This window comes from Actinomycetospora callitridis (genome assembly GCF_028737265.1).
Classification (GTDB): domain Bacteria; phylum Actinomycetota; class Actinomycetes; order Mycobacteriales; family Pseudonocardiaceae; genus Actinomycetospora; species Actinomycetospora callitridis.
Window position 1 is genome coordinate 47,046 of sequence record NZ_JAQZAK010000007.1, and the last position, 19,466, is coordinate 66,511.

Below are 19,466 nucleotides of genomic sequence, written 5' to 3' on the forward strand. Positions count from 1 at the left end.
TACGTCGGCGATATCGGCTGAGAAGGAGCTGTGACCCGTGCCGCGACCGGTTGTGCCGCCACCACCTCGGGTACGCCCGGCCGGTGCCCCGTCGACCCGCACCGATCGCTGCGTGCCTGGCGCTCGCCCGGGACGTCGGATCGACGTTGCGTGGGCGTGACCTCGCCGCCGTCGCGGCCGGACTGACCTACTTCGCCGCGCTCGGCGTCGTGCCGTGGCTGCTGCTCGCGGTGTGGGGCGCGGCGCTGCTCACGTCGCCGGAGACGGTCGGCGCGTACCTCGCCGACCTTCGCCTTCTCGTGCCGCCGGAGATGGGGGCGCGGCCGGTCTACGACGCCCTCGTGCGCGCCGGGCTCGACCTCGGGGCGTGGGGTGCACTCGTCACCGTCTTCCCGGCCACCTTCTACGGCGAGGGCCTGCGGCGCGCGTGCCTGCGTCTCGCGCCGCGCCACGACCGCTTCACGGGATGGCGCGCGCGCCTCGCGCTCCTGCCGCTGGTCCTCGCGGTCCCTGTGCTCGCCCTCGGGGTGTTCGCCGCCGCACCCCTGATGGCCGACCTCGCCCGCGCCGGCGGGTTCGGGGGGACCCTGGGCCAGATCGTCGTCGCGTTCCACGTCTCCTTCGTCGCGCTCGGGGTCGTGATCGCCTGGGGGTTCCGCATCGTCGCGCCCGGCGGGCCGGGATGGCGGGCCACCCTGATCGGGGCGCTCGGGACCGCCGCGGTGCTCGCCGGGTTCCTCCAGGGCTTCCTGCTGTTCCTCGCCCTGCCGATCGACCTGGGCATCCCGTTCGGCGGGCTCGACGTCGTCGGCGCGGCGGTCGCGATCGCCCTCTGGATGTTCGTGCTCCATGTGCTGCTGCTGACGGGCTGGGCGACCACCGACGCGCTCGACCGGCGTCTGCGATCAGTTCGGGTGGCGGAGCCGCCCGTCCGCGAGCCCGTGCCCGTCGCGGTGGGGGCCGGTCGATGAGCCACGCGACCCGCGTCCGGCCCGACGTCACCGGCCACCCGGGTGTCCGCCCGACCCTGCACACCGTGCCCTGGGCGCTCGGCGCCGGCGTGGTCGGCGTGCAGATCGCCTTCCCGCTCACCGGCGGCGGGACGCCGACGCTCACCGTGCTCGCGGTGGTCCTCTTCGCCTGCGCGTCGGTGGGTCACGCCCTGCTCACCCGGGGCCCGGGTGCCGCCGTCGGCCTCGTCGTCGTCGCGGGCGGGGGCGGTCTGGCCGCCGAGGCGATCGGCCTCGCGACCGGGCTGCCGTTCGGGCAGTACGCGTACACCGGCTCGCTCGGGACCGCCCTGCTCGGCGTGCCGCTGGTCGTCCCGGCCGCCTGGATCATGATGGCGTACCCGTCGCTGATCGTCGGGCGACGTCTGGCCGCGGCGCTCGGCCGGGGGCGGGGCGTCACCACCGTGCTCGGGGCCTGGGCGCTGGCCACCTGGGACGTCTTCCTCGACCCGCAGATGGTCGAGGCCGGCCACTGGTACTGGCTCGAGCCGTGGCCGACGCTGCCCGGGGTCCCGGGCATCCCGGTGTCGAACTTCGCGGGCTGGTTGCTCGTCGCCCTGCTGATGATCGCCGCGCTGGACCGCGTGCTGCCCGACCGCCACGACGGCGACGACCGGCTGCCGCTGGCGCTGTGGTGCTGGACGTTCCTGTCGTCGACGATGGCCGCCGCGGTGTTCTTCGGCCGGCCCTCGGTCGCGCTCGCCGGCGGGCTGCTCATGGGTCTCGTCGGGGTGCCGCTGCTGGTGGTGCTCTCCCGCCGCGGGAGCGACGCGTGAAGCTCGTCGGGATCGGCACGACGCTCGCCCTCGCCTCGCTCGGCCTCACCGTCGACAACCTGCGGCGCCTGCCCGTCCCCGACCCGGCCGCGCGGCCCCCGGGCGAGCGCGTCGCGGTCCTCGTGCCGGCGCGCGACGAGGCTGCCGGCATCCAGGACGCGGTGCGGGCCCTGCTCGCGGCCGTCGAGGGCTGGTCGGACCCGGTGGAGATCGTGGTGCTCGACGACGGGTCCACCGACGGCACGGGCGCGCGGGTGCGGGAGCTCGGTGACCCGCGGGTACGCGTGCTCGACGGCGTGCCGCCCCCGCCCGGCTGGCTGGCGAAGCCCTGGGCCTGCCACCAACTCGTGGGCGCGGCGCACCCGCGCACCGGGGTGTTCGTCTTCGTCGACGCCGACGTCCGCGTCGCGCCGCACGGCCTCGCCGCCACGGTCGACCTCCTGCGTCGCCGCGGGCTCGACCTCGTCTCGCCGCACCCGCGCCAGCTCGCCGAGGGCGGCGCCGAGCGCCTGGTCCAGCCGCTGCTGGCGTGGTCGTGGCTCGCGATGCTGCCGCTGCGGGCCGCCGAGCTCTCCTCCCGCCCGACGCTGACCGCGGCCAACGGGCAGCTGCTCGCCGTCGACGCGCAGGCCTACCGGGCCGCCGGCGGCCACGCCCGCGGCGAGGTCCTCGACGACCTCGCCCTGCTCCGGGCGCTCAAGCGGGCCGGGGGCCACGGGATCGTCGCCGACGGGACGCACGTCGCGACGTGCCGCATGTACCGGGGCGCCGGCGAGCTGCGCGAGGGCTACGCGAAGTCGTTGTGGGCCGCGTTCGGGTCGCCGGCGGGCGCCGCCGGGGTGCTCGCGCTCCTCGGCCTGACCTACGTCCTGCCCGCGGTGGCGGCACTGGGCGGCTCGCGGGTCGGCCTGGTGGGCTACCTCGCGGGGGTCGCGAGCCGGGCGCTCGCCGCCCGGCGGACGGGCGCCCGCGTCCGCGATGCGGTCGCCCACCCGGTGTCGGTGCTCGCGGTCGGCGCGCTGACCGTCGACTCCCTGCGGCGCCGGCGCGCGGGCACCCTGCGCTGGCGGGGGCGGCCGGTCGAGGCCGCGCCGGGGTCGCCATCCGAACAGCGGTCCGGGCAGCGGTCCGAGCAGCGGTCCGTGGCGTGACCGACCCGCGCGTCGTGGTCGTCGGCGGCGGGCTCGGCGGGCTGGCGACGGCGGCGCGGCTCGCCGCCACCGGCTCCCCGGTGACGCTGCTCGAACAGGCCGACCGGGTCGGCGGGAAGCTCGGCACCGTCGAGCTCGGCGGCTTCCGCTTCGACACCGGTCCGTCGCTGGTGACCATGCCCGCGGTGTTCGAGCGGCTCTTCGCCGACACCGGGGCGCCCCTGAACGACGTCCTCGACCTCCGGCGCCTCGACGTCGCCGCCCGCTACCGGTTCGGCGACGGCGTGGAGCTCGACCTGCCCGGCGAGCGCCCGGCGATCGCGCCGGCGATGGACGCGGCGCTCGGCGACGGAGCCGGCGCGCAGTGGGAGGCGTTCCTGCGCCACGCCGAGCGCGTGTGGGACGCGACCCACGAGCACTTCCTGGAGTCGCCGGTCTCCCCCGGCGGGCTCGCGCGCCTGTCGCTGCGGGTCCGCGACCTCCTCGCCGTCGCCCCCTGGCGCAGCCTGCGCGGAGTGGGCGCGCGCCACCTCCGCGACCCGCGCCTGGGCCTGCTGCTCGACCGCTACGCCACCTACTCCGGCTCCGACCCGCGCCGCGCCCCCGCCGCGCTGGCCGTCGTGCCGTACGTGGAGCAGCAGTTCGGGTCCTGGTACGTGCCCGGCGGGCTGCGCCGGCTCGCGGACGTGGTCGCGGACCGGTGCCGGGCGCTCGGGGTGACGCTGCGCACCGGGGAGCGGGCGACGTCGATCGACACCGCCGGCGGGCGGGTGCGCGGGGTGCGGCTCGGGTCCGGGGAGGGCGTGCCGGCCGACGTGGTCGTCGCGAACGCCGACGCGGCGACGGTGTACGGGCCCGGCGGGCTCCTCCCCCACGCGCCGTCGGCCCGGCGGCTGGCCCGCACGACGCCGTCGTCGTCGGGGTTCGTGCTGCTGCTCGGGCTCGACGGACGGGACCCGGCGACCCCGCACCACCGGGTGCTCTTCCCGCCGTCGCGCGCGGCCTACGACGCGGAGTTCGACGCGTACCGCGGTGCCGAGCCGCCGGCCGCCCCGGCGGTGTACGTGCACGCTCCCGACGACCCCGCCCTGCGCCCCGACCGCCACTCCGAGGCGTGGTTCGTGCTGGTCACCGCCCCGCGCCACGATCCCGGCGGCGGCGTCGACTGGGACGCGCCGGGGCTCGGGGAGCGGTACGCCGAGCGCATCCTGGCGCTCATGGCCGAGCGGGGCGTGGACGTTCGGCACCGCATCCGCCACTGCGCGGTGCGCACGCCGGCCGACCTCGAGCGCGAGACCCTCTCGCCCGGCGGCTCGATCTACGGCACCTCGTCCGACGGCGCCCTCGCGGCGTTCCTGCGCCCGGCCAACCGCTCGCCGGTCGACGGGCTGTACCTCGTCGGCGGCTCCGCCCACCCCGGCGGCGGCCTCCCCCTCGTCACCCTGTCCGCCGAGATCACCGCGCGCCTCGTACGTGAGCGGAATTCCCGGCTATAGCCGTGAATTCCGCTCACGGGCGCTCACGGGCGGAGGCGGCGGCGGACCGTCACGACCACCTGGGTGAAGCCGACGACGGCGAGGACGGCCGCGATCACGATGGCGATCGTCGCCCCCGGCAGGCCCGGGCTCACGAGCGCCCCGACCAGCCCGAGCGCCGTCACGATCACCCGCGACGGGCGCTCCCACACGCTGACGACGCCGACGTCGGGCAGCCGCGCCGAGGCCCGCACCGACTCCTGGAGCAGCGTCAGCACGCCCACCCCGGCCGCGAGCCACCCCGGCGCGCCCGCCAGCACCAGCGCCACGAGGAACGCGACGTCGCCGATCCGGTCGACCAGCGGATCGAGCACGCGCCCCCACGCCGTCGCGGTGTCGGTCATCACCGCGACCGCGCCGTCCAGCCCGTCGAGCAGCGCGCACACCACCGCCAGCACCGCCCCGGCCAGCAGACCCCACCGCCCGGCCAGGACCGCGAGGGGCACCGCCACCCCGCACAGCGCCGACGCCCCGGTCAGCACCCACGGCGGCACACGCCGGCGCGCCAGCGGCCGCACGACGACGAACACGACCCGCAGCCACCCGAGGACCGGCCCGCGCGGCTCGATCCCCCCGTGCGCCGCCGACCAGCGAGCGAGGAAGTCGGGAAGGGACGTCACTGCTCCCGCACGACCTCCGCCGGGTCCTTGTCGATGCGCAGGCCCTGGTAGCGCGGGTGGCGCAGCCGGCCGTCGGTCGTCCACTCGCCGAACCCGACCGCGCACACCAGCTCCGGCCGCACCCAGTGCTGGCCCTTCTCGCGCACGGCGTCGGCGAAGGGGCACTCGTCGGTCGCCAGCGGGTCGAGGCGGTCGCGCAGCATCGTCAGCGTCGCGGCGTCGTAGCCGGTGCCGACCTTGCCCGCGTACCGCAACCCGTCCACCCCGGCGGCGTGGTACCCCACCAGCAGCGCCCCCAGCCCGCGCCGCGATCCCGAGGGATCGGTCCAGCCGCCGATGACGAACTCCTGGTCGCGGACGCACTTGAGCTTGAGCCAGTCGCGGCTGCGCCCCCCGACCACGTACGGCGCCTCGCTGCGCTTGGCGATCAGTCCCTCCCAGCCCCCGGCGCACGCCTCGGTGAGCAGGTCGGACGGGTCGCCCTCGAGGGCCGGCGAGCGGAACAGCGGCGCCTGCACGTCGACGACCGCGTCCAGGATCCGGTGCCGCGTCGACTGCGGGAGGCGCGTGACGTCGATGTCGTCGAGCACCAGCAGGTCGAACAGGTGCGCCTCGACCTCCACCCCGGTGCGCCGTGCCCGGTTGGGGTCCTGGAGGTGCATGCGCGCCTGCAGGCTCGAGAACGTTCCGTCCGCAGCGGTGATCTCCCCGTCGAGCACGAAGCTCGCCGGCCCGTGCTCGTCGAGGGCCTCGACGATCTCGGGGTAGCTCGCGTCCATCGGCTTCTGGTTGCGCGACCACAGCCGCGTCGACAGCCCGCGCTCCCGGGTCGCGATCATCCGGACGCCGTCGAGCTTGCGCTCGAACACCCAGCCCGCTGTGTCCACGCCCGCCCGCCCAGGGTGCTCCTTCGACAACGTCGCGAGCATCGGCGCCCGGTACCCCGTGTCGTCGGCCCGGCGCAGCGCGCGCTGCTGCTCGGGCGGGAGGTCCCACACGTCGTCCGGCACCCCGCCTTCCTACCGCCTACGGTCGCGCCATGAGCGAGCAGCGCAACGACGCCGCGAACATCGAGCAGCGCTACGTCGCGGAGTACAACGACGAGGAGGCGCTGGTCGAGGGCCTCGACCCCGCCAAGCCCCGCGAGCAGAAGACCTCCGACGCGGTCGCCGCATCGGGTGACGACGTCGAGGAGCACGTCGACGAGATGACCGACCCCGAGCGGTGACGCCGCCGCGGTGACCCGTCGGTAACCGGGGCGTGGCGGAGCGTCGTGCCCTGTGCCACGATCCTCCGCCATGCGGTATCTGGTGACCGGCGGTACCGGGTTCCTGGGCCGAGCGGTCCTCACCCGTCTGCTCCGACGCGACGACTGCGAAGCGGTGTACGCGCTCGTCCGTGAGGGCTCCCGCGACCGCCTGCTGCGCCGGCTCGCCGACACCCCCGGGCACGAGAAGGTCGTCCCGGTCGTCGGCGACCTGACGCGCCCGCGCCTCGGCCTGCACGACGCCGAGATCGACGGGCTGGCCGGGCGGGTCGACCACGTCCTGCACCTCGGCGCGATCTACGACATCACCGCCGACGACGACACCAACCGCGCGGCCAACGTCGACGGCACGCGCGGGGTGGTCGAGCTGGCCTCCCGCCTCGGCGTCTCCTGCCTGCACCACGTGTCCTCGGTGGCCGTGGCCGGCGAGTACGAGGGCACCTTCACCGAGGACGACCTCGACGTCGGCCAGGAGTTCGGCAACCCGTACCACGAGACGAAGTACCGGGCCGAGCGCATCGTGCGCGAGGAATCGACGGTGCCGTGGCGCGTCTACCGGCCCGCCGTGGTCGTGGGCGACTCGCAGACCGGCGAGATGGACAAGATCGACGGGCCGTACTACCTGCTCACGGCGATCTCGCTGCTGGGCCGGTTTGCCCCGGGGCAGTGGCTCAGCGCCCTGCGCTTCGCGGTCCCTGAGCTGGGCGCCACCAACATCGTCCCGGTCGACTTCGTCGCCGACGCGATGGTGCACCTGGTCCACCAGCCGGGCATGGACCACCGCGCGTTCCACCTCGTCCACCCGCGCCCGCAGCCGCTCTCCGAGGTCTACAACGCCCTCGCCGACGCGCTCGGTGCCCCGAAGCTGCAGGCCACGATGCCGACGGCCGTCGGCTCCCTCGTGAAGCGCGGCGCCGAGCAGGCGGCCCGGGTCCCCGCGCTCGCCGCCGCCCGCGACATCGCCCTCGCCGAGCTCGACATCCCGCCCGAGGTGCTCCCCCACCTGACGTTCGGCGCCACCTTCAGCAGCGCCGAGACCCGTCGCGCCCTCTCCGGCACCGGCATCGCGAGCCCGGAGATCGCCGACTACGCCCGCGTGCTCGTCGACTGGTGGCGCGAGCACCTCGACCCCAACCGCCACCGCCGCCCCCGCCCCGGCGGCCCGCTGCAGGGCCGGCGCGTGGTCATCACCGGCGCCTCCTCGGGCATCGGGCGCGAGACGGCGTTCAAGGTCGCGCGCGCCGGCGGCGTGCCGCTGCTCGTGGCGCGCCGCACCGAGGAGCTCGAGGAGGTCCGCGCCGAGATCGAGCGCGACGGTGGCCAGGCCTGGGTGTACTCGTGCGACATCACCGACGGCGAGTCGGTCGACGCCCTGGTCAAGGCGATGATCAACGACCACGGCGGGCCCGACACGGGCATCGACATGCTGGTCAACAACGCCGGCCGGTCGATCCGCCGCGGCGTGCGCCTCGAGGTCGACCGCTTCCACGACTTCGAGCGCACGATGGCGATCAACTACTTCGGCGCGGTCCGGCTGACGCTCGCGCTGCTGCCGCACATGCTCGAGCGGCGGTTCGGGCACGTCGTCGACATCTCGTCGATCGGGGTGCAGACGGGCCCGCCGCGGTTCTCCGCCTACGTCGCGAGCAAGGCCGCGATGGACGCCTGGGCCGACATCGTGGCCACCGAGGTGCTCGGCGAGGGCGTCACGTTCACGACCGTGCACATGCCGCTGGTGCGGACGCCGATGATCGCCCCGACCCGCATCTACGACGCCTTCCCCACCGACTCCCCCGAGGAGGCGGCGGACAAGGTGCTGCACGCGCTCATCGACCGCCCCAAGCACGTCGGCACGCTGCTGGGGACGCTCGGCGCGGTGTCCGGCGCGCTGACACCGCGGTTGAAGGACGCCGTCATGCACGTCGCATATCGGGTGTTCCCCGAATCCGCCGCGGCCCGTGAGGGTAGTGAGCAGGAACGACGTGACGACGACCGGACGCTCGACACGGGCCCGCTCTCCCGCGGCGCCCAGGCCATGGCCCGACTTCTCCCTGGAGTGCACTGGTGAAGACCCCGTTCGGCACCCCCACCGAACTCGCGACCGGGCTGCGGCTGCTGACGGACGCGGGCGTCATCGCCCCGGTGGCACCGCACCGGGCCGCGTTGTTCCCGACCGCGCTGTACCGCTACGGCTTCACGCCCACCACCGCGTTCGTCGTCGGCCGCTGGCGCCACCCCGACCGCGTCGCGATCGTCGACGACCGCGGCACGGTGACGTTCAAGGAGATCCACGAGCGCACCGACCGGCTCGCCCGCGCCCTCGCGGACCGCCGCGTCGGCCCCGGCAGCCGCGTCGCCGTGCTGTGCCGCAACCACCGCGGCCCCATCGAGACGATCCTCGCCGTCTCCAAGCTCGGCGCCGACGTCGTCCTGCTCAACACCGGACTCTCGCCGTCGCAGATGAAGGCCGTCGCCGAGGAGCAGGAGATCGGCACGATCGTCGTCGACTCCGACCTCACCGACCGCCTCGACGAGGTGCCCGACAGCGTCAAGCGCGTCTTCGCCTGGACCGAGGGCGCCGGGTGCTGGGGCGACGACACCCTCGAGGGCCTCATCGGCGCCGACGGCTCCAAGCCGCTGGCCACCAAGCCGCCGGTCGGCAAGACGATCGTGCTGACCTCGGGCACCACCGGCACGCCCAAGGGCGCCGAGCGGCCCTCGCCGAACGGCATCGGCGTCGTCAACGCGATCCTCTCCCGCATCCCGCTCACGGCCCGCGAGCACGCCCTGGTCTCGGCGCCGCTGTTCCACACGTGGGGGTTCGCGGCGTTCCAGATCGGGTCGCTGATGGGCTCGACGCTGGTGCTGCGGCGCAAGTTCGACCCCGAGGACGCGCTCGCCCAGCTCGCCCAGCACCGCTGCACGTCGATGTTCGCGGTGCCGGTGATGCTCCAGCGCATCCTCGAGCTCGACGACGAGGTGAAGGCCCGCTACGACGTGTCGTCGCTGAAGACGGTCACCGCGACCGGCTCGGCGATGCCCCCGGCGAAGGTCACCGAGTTCCTCGAGACGTTCGGCGACAAGCTCTACATGCTCTACGGCTCCACCGAGGTGTCGTGGGCGTCGATCGCCAAGCCCGAGGAGCTGCGCTCCGAGCCCGGCACCGCGGGCCGCCCGCCCGTCGGCACCACCGTGAAGATCCTGGGTGACGACGACCAGGAGCTCCCTGCCGGCGAGACCGGCCGCATCTTCGTCGGCAACGACATGCTGTTCACCGGCTACACCGGCGGGCGCGGCGAGACCGAGGTCGTCGACGACATGCTCGGCACCGGCGACCTCGGGCACTTCGACCGCCACGGCCTGCTGTTCATCTCCGGCCGCGCCGACGACATGATCGTCACGGGTGGCGAGAACATCCACGCCGGCGAGGTCGAGGGCCTGCTGGCCGACATGGACGGCGTCAAGGAGGCCGCGGTCGTCGGCGTCGACGACGAGGAGTACGGCCAGCGCCTCGCGGCCTACCTCGTGCTCGAGTCGGGGGCGAAGGTCGACGCGGACGCCGTGCGCGACCACGTCAAGAACAACCTCGCCCGCTTCGCGAGCCCCCGCGACGTCGAGTTCCTCGACGAGCTCCCGCGCAACAACACCGGCAAGGTCCTCAAGTCGGAGCTCGGGTCCTCGGATTTGTGAGGGCCTCGTGAGTGTCAGCGGCGTGGCGCCGCAGACACTCAACGTCCAAGAAAAAGGGGAGCACGCCGATAGGGCCACGCACTCGGAGCCGGCGAGGCCCTCGCGAGCGAGTGGACGGACGCCGGGATTGGGCAGACTGGCCTCGTGACCACGCCGGAGCCGGGCGCCTCGCGGTTGCGCGCGCCCGCGCACCGCGTGAGCCCGCGCGCGCGGTCGTGGTGGGCGCTGCGGTCGGCGATCACCTCGGTCGGCCTGCTGATCCCCCAGGTCGCCGTCGCCGTCGTCCTCCCGACCTACACCTCGCTGATGATCCTCACCGGCGTGGCGACGGTCGTCGTCGGCGTCGCGCACCTGCTCGTCGTCCCCTGCTGGCGCTACGCCCTGCACCGCTGGGAGATCACCGACGACGCCGTCCACACGCTCTCGGGCTGGCTGCGCCTCGAGTGGCGCATCGCCCCGATCTCGCGGGTCCAGACCGTCGACACCGACCGCGGGCCGCTGCAGCGCGCGTTCGGACTGTCCTCGGTGACGGTCACGACGGCCTCCGCGAGCGGTGCGCTGACGATCGACGGGCTCGACGCCGACGCCGCGGTCGAGCTCGCCGACCGGCTGACGAGGGTCACCGAGACCCTCGGGGGCGACGCGACGTGACCACCTACCCGTCCGACGGCCTCGGCTGGCAGCGCCTCGACCGCCGGATGCTCGTCGTCCACCCGGCCGTCGACCTCGCCAAGCTCCTCCCGGTCCTGCTCGTCATCGCGATCACCGGCGGCTCCAGCGACGATCGCTGGCGCCTCGGCGGCGGCATCGCGCTCGCCGTCGCAGTGCTCGCGTTCGGGATCTCGCGCTGGTTCACGACGTCCTACCGGATCGGCACCGACCGCGTGGAGCTGCGCACGGGCCTGCTGCGCCGCCACCACCGCAGCGTGCACCGCGACCGCATCCGCACCGCCGACCTCACGGCCAACCCGGCGCACCGCCTGTTCGGGCTCGCCGTGGTGCGCGTGGGCACGGGACGGCGCGAGGGTGGCGACGACGCCGAGCTGACCCTCGACGCCGTGCGCCGCGTCGAGGCCGAGCGGCTGCGCGCCGTGCTGCTCGGCGAGGCCCCGGCCGACGCGGCCGCGCCGGTGCCCGAGCTCGCCCGCCTGCGCTGGACCTGGGTGCGCTTCGCCCCGCTGACGTTCTCGGCGATCGCCGTCGTCGGCGTGGTGTGGCTCGGTCTCTTCCGCCTCGCCGAGGAGTTCTCGCTGCGGGCGCCGGTCACCGAGACCCTGCGCGAGGGCGCCGGACGCGCGCCGGTGTGGCTCGGCGCGGTGGCCCTGCTCGCGACGGCGGTCTTCGGGGCGGCCGTCGTGTTCGTCGAGGGCTGGTGGGGCTACCGCCTCACGCGTGCCGACGACGGCGGCCTCGTGCTGCGCCGCGGCCTGCTGACCCGCCGCACCCTGTCCCTCGAGGGCCGGCGCCTGCGCGGCGTCGAGCTCGACGAGCCGCTGCTGGTGCGCCTCGGCCGGGGGGCGCGCCCGCTGGCCCTGACCACCGGTCTGCGCGCCGACGGCCAGGGCGAGCACGTCGGCGCCGTCGGCCCGGCGATGCCCCGGCGCCGGGCCCACCAGGTCGCCGCCGGCGTGCTCGGCGTGGGCGAGGAGGAGGGCACGCGCGCCCCGCTCGTCCGCCACCCGCGCGCGGCCGTCGTCCGCAGGCTGACCCGCGGCGTCGGTCCGGTGCTGGTCGTCTGCGCCGTGCTGCTCGTCCGGCCCGAGGCCCCGGCCGACGCCGTCGTCGTGCCGATCCTGCTCGGCGCCTCCGTGCTCCTCGCCGTCGACCGGATCCGGTCGCTGGGACACGCGCTCACCGGCACGCACCTCGTCAGCCGCCACGGCGCCTGGGTGCGGCGCACCGTCGTCCTGCGTCGCGGCGGGGTGATCGGCTGGCGGCTCACCCAGTCGCTGACCCAGCGCCGCGCGGGGCTCGTCACCCTGCACGCCGTGACCGCCGCCGGCCGCGGGCGCTACGAGGTGCTCGACGTGGGCGCCGACCGCGCCCTCGAGCTGGTCGAGGACATCACCCCCGGCCTGCTCGCACCCTTCGTGATCGACGGCCGAGGGGCCGGTCGGCTCGTGCGCCGTTAGGGTCGACCGGGTGAGTGCCCGTCTGGTGTGGATCGACTGCGAGATGACCGGACTCGATCTGCGGAACGACGCGCTGATCGAGATCGCGGCCCTGGTGACCGACGCGGACCTCGTCCCGTTCGGTGAGGGAGTCGACGTCGTCATCCACGCGTCCGACGAGTCCCTCGACAACATGCCGGACGTCGTCCGCGACATGCACGCCAAGTCGGGCCTGACCGACGAGGTGCGGCAGTCGACGGTGACGATGGCCGAGGCCGAGAAGCTCGTCCTCGACTACGTCCGCGAGCACGTGCCCGAGGGTCGCTCGGCGCCCCTGTGCGGCAACTCGATCGCCACCGACCGCGGCTTCCTCGCCCGCGACATGCCCGAGCTCGACGGCTACCTGCACTACCGCATGGTCGACGTCAGCTCGATCAAGGAGCTGTGCCGGCGCTGGTACCCGCGCATCTACTACTCGCAGCCGGAGAAGGGGCTCGCCCACCGCGCGCTGGCCGACGTCCGCGAGTCGATCCGCGAGCTCGAGTACTACCGCCGCACGGCCTTCGTGCCCCCGCCCGGCCCGACCACCGACGAGGCCCAGGCCGCGGCCGCCTCGGTGGTCGCCGACGACCGCGCCGGCGTCAACGCCGCAGTGTCGACCGAGGCCGGCCCCGCCGGCGGCCAGGCACCCCCGCCGGGCGCCTGACGCGGTTTCGGACACGGCCCCGACCGGACATCCTGCGCCGTCCGCCTCGAACCCGTGGGCGCCGCTCGTCGTCCGCGTTCGAGGAGGCCACCGTGCAGCTCATCACGACCGTCCAGGACCAGGGCTGGGAGACGTGGGACGACCCCGTCCGGGGTTGCCTGCGGTGGTGCCTGCTCGCCGACGGTGCGGACCCCACGCCCGAGTCCGTCACGACCGGGGTCGCCGAGCTCACCGCCCACGGCTGGATGGGACGGCACCGCCACACCGCACCGGAGGTCTACTACGTCCTCGAGGGCAAGGCCGTCGTCGCGCTCGACGGCCAGGAGGTGACGGTCGGGGCCGGGGCGCTCGTCCGCATCCCGGGCGACGTCGAGCACGGCGTCCGCGCCGTCGGCGGGCCGGCGCGCGTCCTGTTCGTCTTCCCGACGACCGCCTTCGACGACGTCGACTACCGGTTCAGCGCGGACGCCCTCGCGTGAGGGCTCCCGGTCGCAAGCCGCTCGCGCCCGGCTTGTAGGCTCGTACGCGACTCACCGGGGCCTTCCCGGAGAGGCCAATGGTGGGTGTAGCTCAGTTGGCAGAGCACTGGGTTGTGATCCCAGGTGTCGCGGGTTCAAGTCCCGTCACTCACCCGGACGGCAGTGGTCCACCCGCTGTCGGATCGGACCGCTGGCTTTGCTAGGGTTTCGATCACGCGCCGTTAGCTCAATGGGCAGAGCAAGTGACTCTTAATCACTGGGTTCGGGGTTCGAGTCCCTGACGGCGCACCCTTCTTGCAGGTCATAGCTCTACGGAGCGATCTTAATGTGACTCCAGCCGTATCCAACGGGCCGTTAATCCCGGAGCATCGGGCTCGGAATGATCGACTACCGCGATCACTGACTCCGCACCGTCGGGTCCGGCGACGGGGCCACCTCATGGCCGGGTACCTCGGCGATCAGGGCGCAGGGAGTTGTCCCGGTGAAATCAGCAGGTTCACACCGAGGGTCTGCCCGGACTGGTGATCGGGCCCGGTCGGGCGGCCGTAGGTGTTCGCGCCACAGATGATCGCGCAGGTGCCTCGGCGGTTCACGGTGACCTAGGGAGACCCGACCGAGCGTCGAAGGCTGCACGCCAGGACGGACACATGAGCCCCGATCAGTCGGCGGCCGCGTGGGTGACTGGCTCGACGTGGACCTCGGCGCCGACCACGGCAGGCTGGATGCCTGCGCCGGGCAGGTCCAGTCGGTAGACCCAGTGCACGTCGACTACCCGGTAGCGGCCGGCGCGCTCGTCGTTGGTACGGGGGCTGGCGTTGCATAGCCACAGCGTCTGGCTGATGGCCGGCACCTCGGGTGCATCGCCGAGCCACAACGCCGTCTCGTCGTCCGGGCTGGCTAGGAACACCGACACCGCAGTCATGTCGGCTCAGTTCCCTGCGTGCTCGTCGGTGCTTGAGGGTGTGCGGGACCCGGGAGCCGGGGTCCTGGTCCTGGCCGTCGGTGAACACGACGAGGCCGTGCCGGCCCCACAGCCTGCTCGCGGTCACGGGGACGGTGGACATACCCTGCTCGCTCGCGGTCACGGTGCCGGTGACGATGCTCGAGGGCCCGCAGGTCGGCGGCGGTGAAGCCACGGTCCACGGCGAAGGGTTGCCCGTCCTCGACGAGCAGGGTGGTGGTCATTGGGGCGCCCCTCTCGGGTCAAGGATGGGTCCCGCGAGCGTGCTCTCGTCGGTCGGTCATCCCGCACCACTGAACCGATGATTTCGCATTGAGGCTCGGCGTGAGGGCAGTCCGCCCGCCCCGTGACCGAGCCACCAGGTCACGCATGCGGGCGGCACGGTGATGCCGGCGATGTCGTAGGGATTCTCAGCTCCCGCAGCATCCGGGTCGAGGGCGCTCGCTGACGCAGCCGGTGTGCGACCGCGCGTCGCGAGTGATGAGCGGGGACTGATCCGAACCTCGTCCTCACGCGAACATCCCCGGTAAGCCGCGAGGCCTCTACCCATACGTCGGTGGCGTGGGGACCTCTCGCGGGATCTGCGACGACGTCGCGGCAAAGGGCTACGAGGTGTTCGAGCTCAGCCGTTCTGGGGCCGCGGCCGTGGTGTGAGCGCCGAGCCCGGTCCCATCGCCGGCCGAGGTGTGAGCGGGGCCGCGGTTCGATCGGCGGCTCCGGTCTGATCGCTGCCGCGGGTGGGCGGGCACGCGCTCTCCGGCGGCGCCGAGTGCAGGCAGCTCCGGGATTGCCTCCTCCGACTCGGCACGCGGCCACCGCCGCGACTCAAACGTGTCCAAGCTCGACCGCGAATCGTGCTAGCCAGGTCGGTCGCGGGAGCGGACGGTCCGGGGCGAGCACATCTCGAGTACGCCACGACACAGGGAGGACGACCGCCTATGACCGCCGGCCCTAGGAGGCGGCGGTGGCGGGGCGCGAGAGAGCCAACATTCAAGAAACTCACCAGGAGGAACCCATGCCAGGACGAGTGCTCGACCCGCAGGTCGAAGCGCTGCTGCAACAGATGCGCGAGGCCGGGCAGCCGCCCTTCGAGCACATGAGCGTGCCGCAGGCCCGGCAGGCCGCGGCGGTGTTCGCCGACCTACAGGGACCCGGGCCCGAGGTCGCCTCCGTCCAGCATCGCTTCATCCCGGGACCGACCGCTGACCTGCCCGCGCGGATCTACACGCCGCAGGGTGAGGGCCCGTTCCCGGCGATCTTGTACTACCACGGCAGCGGCTGGGTGATCCTCAACATCGAGATCTGCGACGCAACGATGCGTGCGCTGGCGAACGACACCGGCTGCGTCGTGGTCGCGCTGAACTACCAGAAGGCACCCGAGCACAAGTTCCCGGTGCCGTTCAACGACGCGTGGGCCGGCTTGTGCTGGCTGGTCGACCACGCGTCCGAAATCGACGTCGACCCGGCGCGGATCGCGGTGGGCGGCGACAGCGCGGGCGCCAACCTCGCGGCGGCCGTCGCGATCAAGTCACGCGACCAGGGCGGCCCCGCACTGGCCTACCAGCTGCTCGTCTACCCCGCCGTCGAGCGCGACGTCGACAAGCCGTCGGCGGTCGAGAACGCCGAGGGCTACCTGCTGCAGCGAGAGTCGATGCGCTGGTTCTGGGGCCACTACCTTGACGGCGCGACCGACGAGCCGGACTGGCGGGCGTTTCCGTTGCAGGCGGCGAGCCTGGCCGATCTTCCCCCCGCGCTGGTGGTCACTGCGGAGTTCGACCCGCTGCGTGACGATGGGCGGCTCTACGCCGAGCGCCTGCGCGCCGAGGGGGTGAAGGTGACCTACAGCAACTACGACGGCATGATCCACGGGTTCTACTGGATGCAGGCAGTGCTGGACGGCGCCCGGGAGTTGCACGCAGAGATCGCGCGGGAGGTGCGGGCCGCTCTGCATACCTCCAGCTCCTGAGGCACCGGAGCCGCCCTGAGGCCCCGGCGCTCGTCGCACCCCTCGAGGTGGAAGAGAGCAGCTAACGGCACACAGGGTTGGGTCCGGCCGGGGGCTGTCATCGCCGTTGCTCAGGAGCGTCACGGCGGAGGCACAGTGCGAACAATTTCGGTCGCGGCAGGTCTGCACGCCGTGTCCCGTGTGCCGCGCATCGGGCAGTGTCGTGGGTCACAGCGGGTCGGCGACGGTCGGGAGCGTCCGCGCCGGACGAGGAGGTCCGTGGACATGACGACGGCAGAGAGGACGGCGGAGTCGACGTCGGGAGGGCAGGACGTCGACGTCGACGCCGTGATCATCGGGGCCGGGTTCTCCGGGCTCTACATGCTGCACACACTGCGCAACCGGATGGGCCTGCGGGCCCGCGTGTTCGAGCGGGGATCGGGCGTCGGCGGCACCTGGTACTGGAACCGGTACCCGGGCGCACGCTCGGACTCGGACTCGTACATCTACGGCTTCACCTTCGACCGCGACCTGTGGCTCGAGTGGGAGTGGAGTGAGCGCTACCCCGAGCAGCACGAAATCCGGGCCTACCTCGAGCACGTCACTGAGCGCTTCGACCTCGCCCGCGACATCACCTTCTCCACGAACGTCCTGGCCGCGACCTTCGACGAGTCCACCGACACCTGGGAGGTCGCCACCGACACGGGCGAGACGGTGCGGACCCGGTACCTCATCACTGCGGTCGGGGCGCTCTCCGCGTCGAACACGCCGCCGTTCGTGGGTGTCGACACGTTCGCCGGCGAGACTTACCACACCGGGCACTGGCCGCACGAGGGCGTGGACTTCAGCGGCAAGCGCGTTGGTGTCATCGGCTCCGGTGCCTCCGCCGTCCAGGCGGTGCCGCTGATCGCGCAGGAGGCGAGCGACCTCACGGTCTTCCAGCGCACCGCGAACTACATCGTTCCGGCCAACAACGGACCTGTGGCCCCGGAGGTCAAGGAGGCCCGGAAGCGGGACTGGGAAGGCATCCGCGAGCGGATCCGAGCGTCGAACTTCGGCTTCGAGTTGGAGTTCGAGGAGAAGGGGGCACTGGAGGTCTCCGACGAGGAGCTGCGGGAGCAGCTGCAGAAGCGTTGGGACGAGGGCGGCTTCGGCATCTGGCTCGGCGGATACGTCGACATGTTCTTCAGCGATGAGGCCAACGCCCGAGTGCGCGAGTTCCTGCACGAGAAGATCCGCGAGAAGGTCGACGACCCCGAGGTGGCCGAGCTCCTGGTGCCGAAGGGCTATCCCTTCGGCGTCAAGCGCAACCCGCTCGACTCCGGCTACTTCGAAACCTTCAACCTGCCGCATGTGCACCTGGTGGACGTCAAGGCCAACCCCATCGCCGAGATCACCGCCACCGGGGTCCGACTGGCCGACGGCACTCGATTCGACCTGGACGCAATCGTCTACGCGACCGGGTTCGACGCCATGACCGGACCGCTGGCCCGCATCGACATCCGCGGCCGCGGCGAGGAGCTCCTGCGCGAGAAGTGGGGCGAGGGGCCACGCACCTACCTCGGACTCATGAGCGCCGACTTCCCGAACCTATTCATGATCACCGGTCCACAGAGCCCGTCGGTGCTGTCGAACATGCCCGTCTCCATCGAGCAGCACGTCGAGATGATCGCGCGGGCCATCGGCGACCTGCGCGAGCGCGGCGCGTCGCGGATGGAGCCGACCCGGGAGGCCGAGGACGCCTGGGTGACCCACAACCAGGAGGCCGCCAACGCGACCCTCTTCCCAAAGGCTGACACCTGGTACATGGGCGCCAACATCCCCGGCAAACCGCGGGTGTTCATGCCCAACCTCGACTTCGTCGGACCGTACCGCGCCAAGTGCGCCGCCATCGTCGAGAACGGATGGGAAGGCTTCGCCATCGACGGCGAGGCCGTGCCGGCCCGCGAGGAGGTCTTCGCATGAGTGCGGTCAACGATGCTCTCGGCCACCTCGGGCTGTTCTTGTCAACCCCGACTACATGCCCCAGGTCGACCGCCATGTGTCCGAGTTGCTCGGCACCGACGTGACACTTGACCCCGGCGTGACTGGCCTCGCGCGACGACTCCGTGAACAAGTCGGCCAGCCGGCGCGGTCATGAGCACCGGGGGTTTGAGCGACCTTGTCCGCCCTCGTAGGAAGGACGCCGATCGTGAGCGATCGCAATCTCGCCACCGTCGTCGACGGGTACACGTTCCTGGAAGGGCCGCGGTGGCACGACGGCCGGCTGTGGCTCTCGGACTTCTACACCCACCAGGTCTTCACCGTGGCACCCGATGGCAAGACCGAGAAGATCGTCACTGTCCCCGGCCAACCCTCCGGGCTGGGCTGGCTGCCGGACGATCGGCTCCTCGTGGTCTCGATGAAAGACCGCAAGCTGATGCGCCTCGAGGCCGGCGAGCTCGTCGAGCACGCCGACCTGTCGACCACGTCGGGCGGACACGTCAACGACATGGTCGTCGACGCACAGGGCCGCGCCTACGTCGGCAACTTCGGGTTCGACCTCATGGGCGGCGGGGCGTTCCGTACCGCGCCAATAGTGCGCGTCGACCCCGACGGCACCCAGCGCGTCGTCGCTGAAGACTTGATGTTCCCCAACGGCTCCGTGATCACCCCGGACGGCACAACGCTGATCGTCGACGAGACCCTCGGCAACCGAGTCTCCGCCTTTGACATCCTCGCCGACGGCACCCTCGGACCCCGTCGCGACTGGGCGAACTTCGGGCCCCTGCCCGACACCGACGACGTCAACACGCTGCTCGCCGCGGCCTCCATCGGCCCGGACGGCAACACACTGGACGCCGAGGGCGCCCTGTGGGTCGCCGACGCCATCCACCACCGAGTGGTCCGGATCGCCGAGGGCGGCTCGATCCTCGAGGAGATCAGCACCGGGGACGAGGGCGTGTACGCCTGCATGCTCGGCGGGGACGACGGGCGGACGCTCTTCCTCTGCGTAGCGCCGAACTTCGACGAGGGCGAGCGCTCCACCACACGACTCGGCCGACTCGTGGCCACCGGCGTCGACGTGCCGCACGCAGGCACTCCCTGACTCGGCCGGCGAGCACCGGAACCGCGCCTCGATCCGGACAGGGTCCGGTCCGACACCTCGACCCTTCTCCGAACAGCCTTTCCCGGCTCTCGCGCTGACCTTTCGATTCATCACGGCGTCACCAGGA

At 73.0% G+C, this 19,466-nt stretch carries 17 protein-coding genes and 2 tRNA genes; 16 read left to right on the forward strand and 3 right to left on the reverse strand.

The annotated features are described in order from the left end of the window. Positions 1-83: 83 nt before the first annotated feature. The 4 genes from PH191_RS20705 to PH191_RS20720 are packed head-to-tail and all read left to right on the forward strand — an operon-like array spanning position 84 to position 4,433. Positions 84-971, forward strand: coding sequence for a YhjD/YihY/BrkB family envelope integrity protein (locus PH191_RS20705; RefSeq protein ID WP_274196524.1), 888 nt, complete (start codon positions 84-86; stop codon positions 969-971). Then, positions 968-1,786, forward strand: coding sequence for a carotenoid biosynthesis protein (locus PH191_RS20710; protein WP_274196525.1), 819 nt, complete (start codon positions 968-970; stop codon positions 1,784-1,786). Before PH191_RS20705 ends, PH191_RS20710 begins: the two co-directional genes overlap by 4 nt. After that, a complete protein-coding gene (locus PH191_RS20715; RefSeq protein ID WP_274196526.1) occupies positions 1,783-2,937 on the forward strand; it encodes a glycosyltransferase family 2 protein in 1,155 nt (384 codons plus the stop codon). The genes PH191_RS20710 and PH191_RS20715 overlap by 4 nt, the downstream gene beginning before the upstream one ends. Beyond that, a complete protein-coding gene (locus PH191_RS20720; protein ID WP_274196527.1) occupies positions 2,934-4,433 on the forward strand; it encodes a phytoene desaturase family protein in 1,500 nt (499 codons plus the stop codon). The genes PH191_RS20715 and PH191_RS20720 overlap by 4 nt, the downstream gene beginning before the upstream one ends. 23 nt (positions 4,434-4,456) lie before the next feature. On the opposite strand, the gene PH191_RS20725 is transcribed toward PH191_RS20720, so the two are convergent. Beyond that, positions 4,457-5,092 (reverse strand): CDP-alcohol phosphatidyltransferase family protein, encoded by a 636-nt coding sequence (locus PH191_RS20725; RefSeq protein ID WP_274196528.1) that lies wholly within the window; start codon positions 5,090-5,092, stop codon positions 4,457-4,459. Then, positions 5,089-6,102, reverse strand: a complete 1,014-nt coding sequence (gene ligD / locus PH191_RS20730; protein ID WP_274196529.1) for a non-homologous end-joining DNA ligase — start codon at positions 6,100-6,102, stop codon at positions 5,089-5,091. Before ligD ends, PH191_RS20725 begins: the two co-directional genes overlap by 4 nt. Positions 6,103-6,131: 29 nt before the next feature. Here ligD and PH191_RS20735 point away from each other — a divergent pair, with 29 nt between their 5' ends. The 9 genes from PH191_RS20735 to PH191_RS20775 all read left to right on the forward strand — a co-directional run bounded on the left by PH191_RS20735 (position 6,132) and on the right by PH191_RS20775 (position 13,633). Further along, entirely contained in the window at positions 6,132-6,320 is a 189-nt protein-coding gene (locus tag PH191_RS20735) for a hypothetical protein (protein ID WP_274196530.1), read from the forward strand. Between the two features lie 70 nt (positions 6,321-6,390). Continuing rightward, entirely contained in the window at positions 6,391-8,427 is a 2,037-nt protein-coding gene (locus PH191_RS20740) for an SDR family oxidoreductase (protein WP_274196531.1), read from the forward strand. Beyond that, positions 8,424-10,049, forward strand: a complete 1,626-nt coding sequence (locus PH191_RS20745) for an AMP-binding protein (RefSeq protein WP_274196532.1) — start codon at positions 8,424-8,426, stop codon at positions 10,047-10,049. The genes PH191_RS20740 and PH191_RS20745 overlap by 4 nt, the downstream gene beginning before the upstream one ends. Before the next feature lie 144 nt (positions 10,050-10,193). Next, positions 10,194-10,700: a PH domain-containing protein gene (locus PH191_RS20750; protein WP_274196533.1), complete on the forward strand. Its 507-nt coding sequence runs from the start codon at positions 10,194-10,196 to the stop codon at positions 10,698-10,700. Continuing rightward, positions 10,697-12,181: a PH domain-containing protein gene (locus PH191_RS20755; protein ID WP_274196534.1), complete on the forward strand. Its 1,485-nt coding sequence runs from the start codon at positions 10,697-10,699 to the stop codon at positions 12,179-12,181. Before PH191_RS20750 ends, PH191_RS20755 begins: the two co-directional genes overlap by 4 nt. Before the next feature lie 10 nt (positions 12,182-12,191). After that, positions 12,192-12,866: an oligoribonuclease gene (orn, locus tag PH191_RS20760; RefSeq protein WP_274196535.1), complete on the forward strand. Its 675-nt coding sequence runs from the start codon at positions 12,192-12,194 to the stop codon at positions 12,864-12,866. 92 nt (positions 12,867-12,958) lie between these two features. Then, complete coding sequence (locus PH191_RS20765) at positions 12,959-13,345, forward strand: cupin domain-containing protein (RefSeq protein WP_274196536.1); 387 nt, start codon at positions 12,959-12,961, stop codon at positions 13,343-13,345. Positions 13,346-13,425: 80 nt separating this feature from the next. Beyond that, positions 13,426-13,498: transfer RNA gene (locus PH191_RS20770), tRNA-His, on the forward strand. Between the two features lie 62 nt (positions 13,499-13,560). Then, a tRNA-Lys gene (locus PH191_RS20775) sits at positions 13,561-13,633 on the forward strand. Positions 13,634-14,003: 370 nt separating this feature from the next. On the opposite strand, the gene PH191_RS20780 is transcribed toward PH191_RS20775, so the two are convergent. Further along, on the reverse strand, positions 14,004-14,267 hold the full coding sequence (locus tag PH191_RS20780) for a hypothetical protein (protein ID WP_274196537.1): 264 nt from the start codon (positions 14,265-14,267) through the stop codon (positions 14,004-14,006). 1,066 nt (positions 14,268-15,333) lie between these two features. On the opposite strand from PH191_RS20780, the gene PH191_RS20785 reads away from it, so the two are divergent. The 3 genes from PH191_RS20785 (at position 15,334) to PH191_RS20795 (ending at position 19,339) form a co-directional block, all read left to right on the forward strand. After that, the gene (locus PH191_RS20785) at positions 15,334-16,272 is read left to right on the forward strand and encodes an alpha/beta hydrolase (RefSeq protein WP_274196538.1); all 939 of its coding nucleotides are present in this window, start codon (positions 15,334-15,336) and stop codon (positions 16,270-16,272) included. 264 nt (positions 16,273-16,536) lie between these two features. Then, positions 16,537-18,216, forward strand: a complete 1,680-nt coding sequence (locus tag PH191_RS20790) for a flavin-containing monooxygenase (protein WP_274196539.1) — start codon at positions 16,537-16,539, stop codon at positions 18,214-18,216. A gap of 226 nt (positions 18,217-18,442) precedes the next feature. Continuing rightward, the gene (locus PH191_RS20795) at positions 18,443-19,339 is read left to right on the forward strand and encodes an SMP-30/gluconolactonase/LRE family protein (protein WP_274196540.1); all 897 of its coding nucleotides are present in this window, start codon (positions 18,443-18,445) and stop codon (positions 19,337-19,339) included. Positions 19,340-19,466 lie beyond the last annotated feature (127 nt).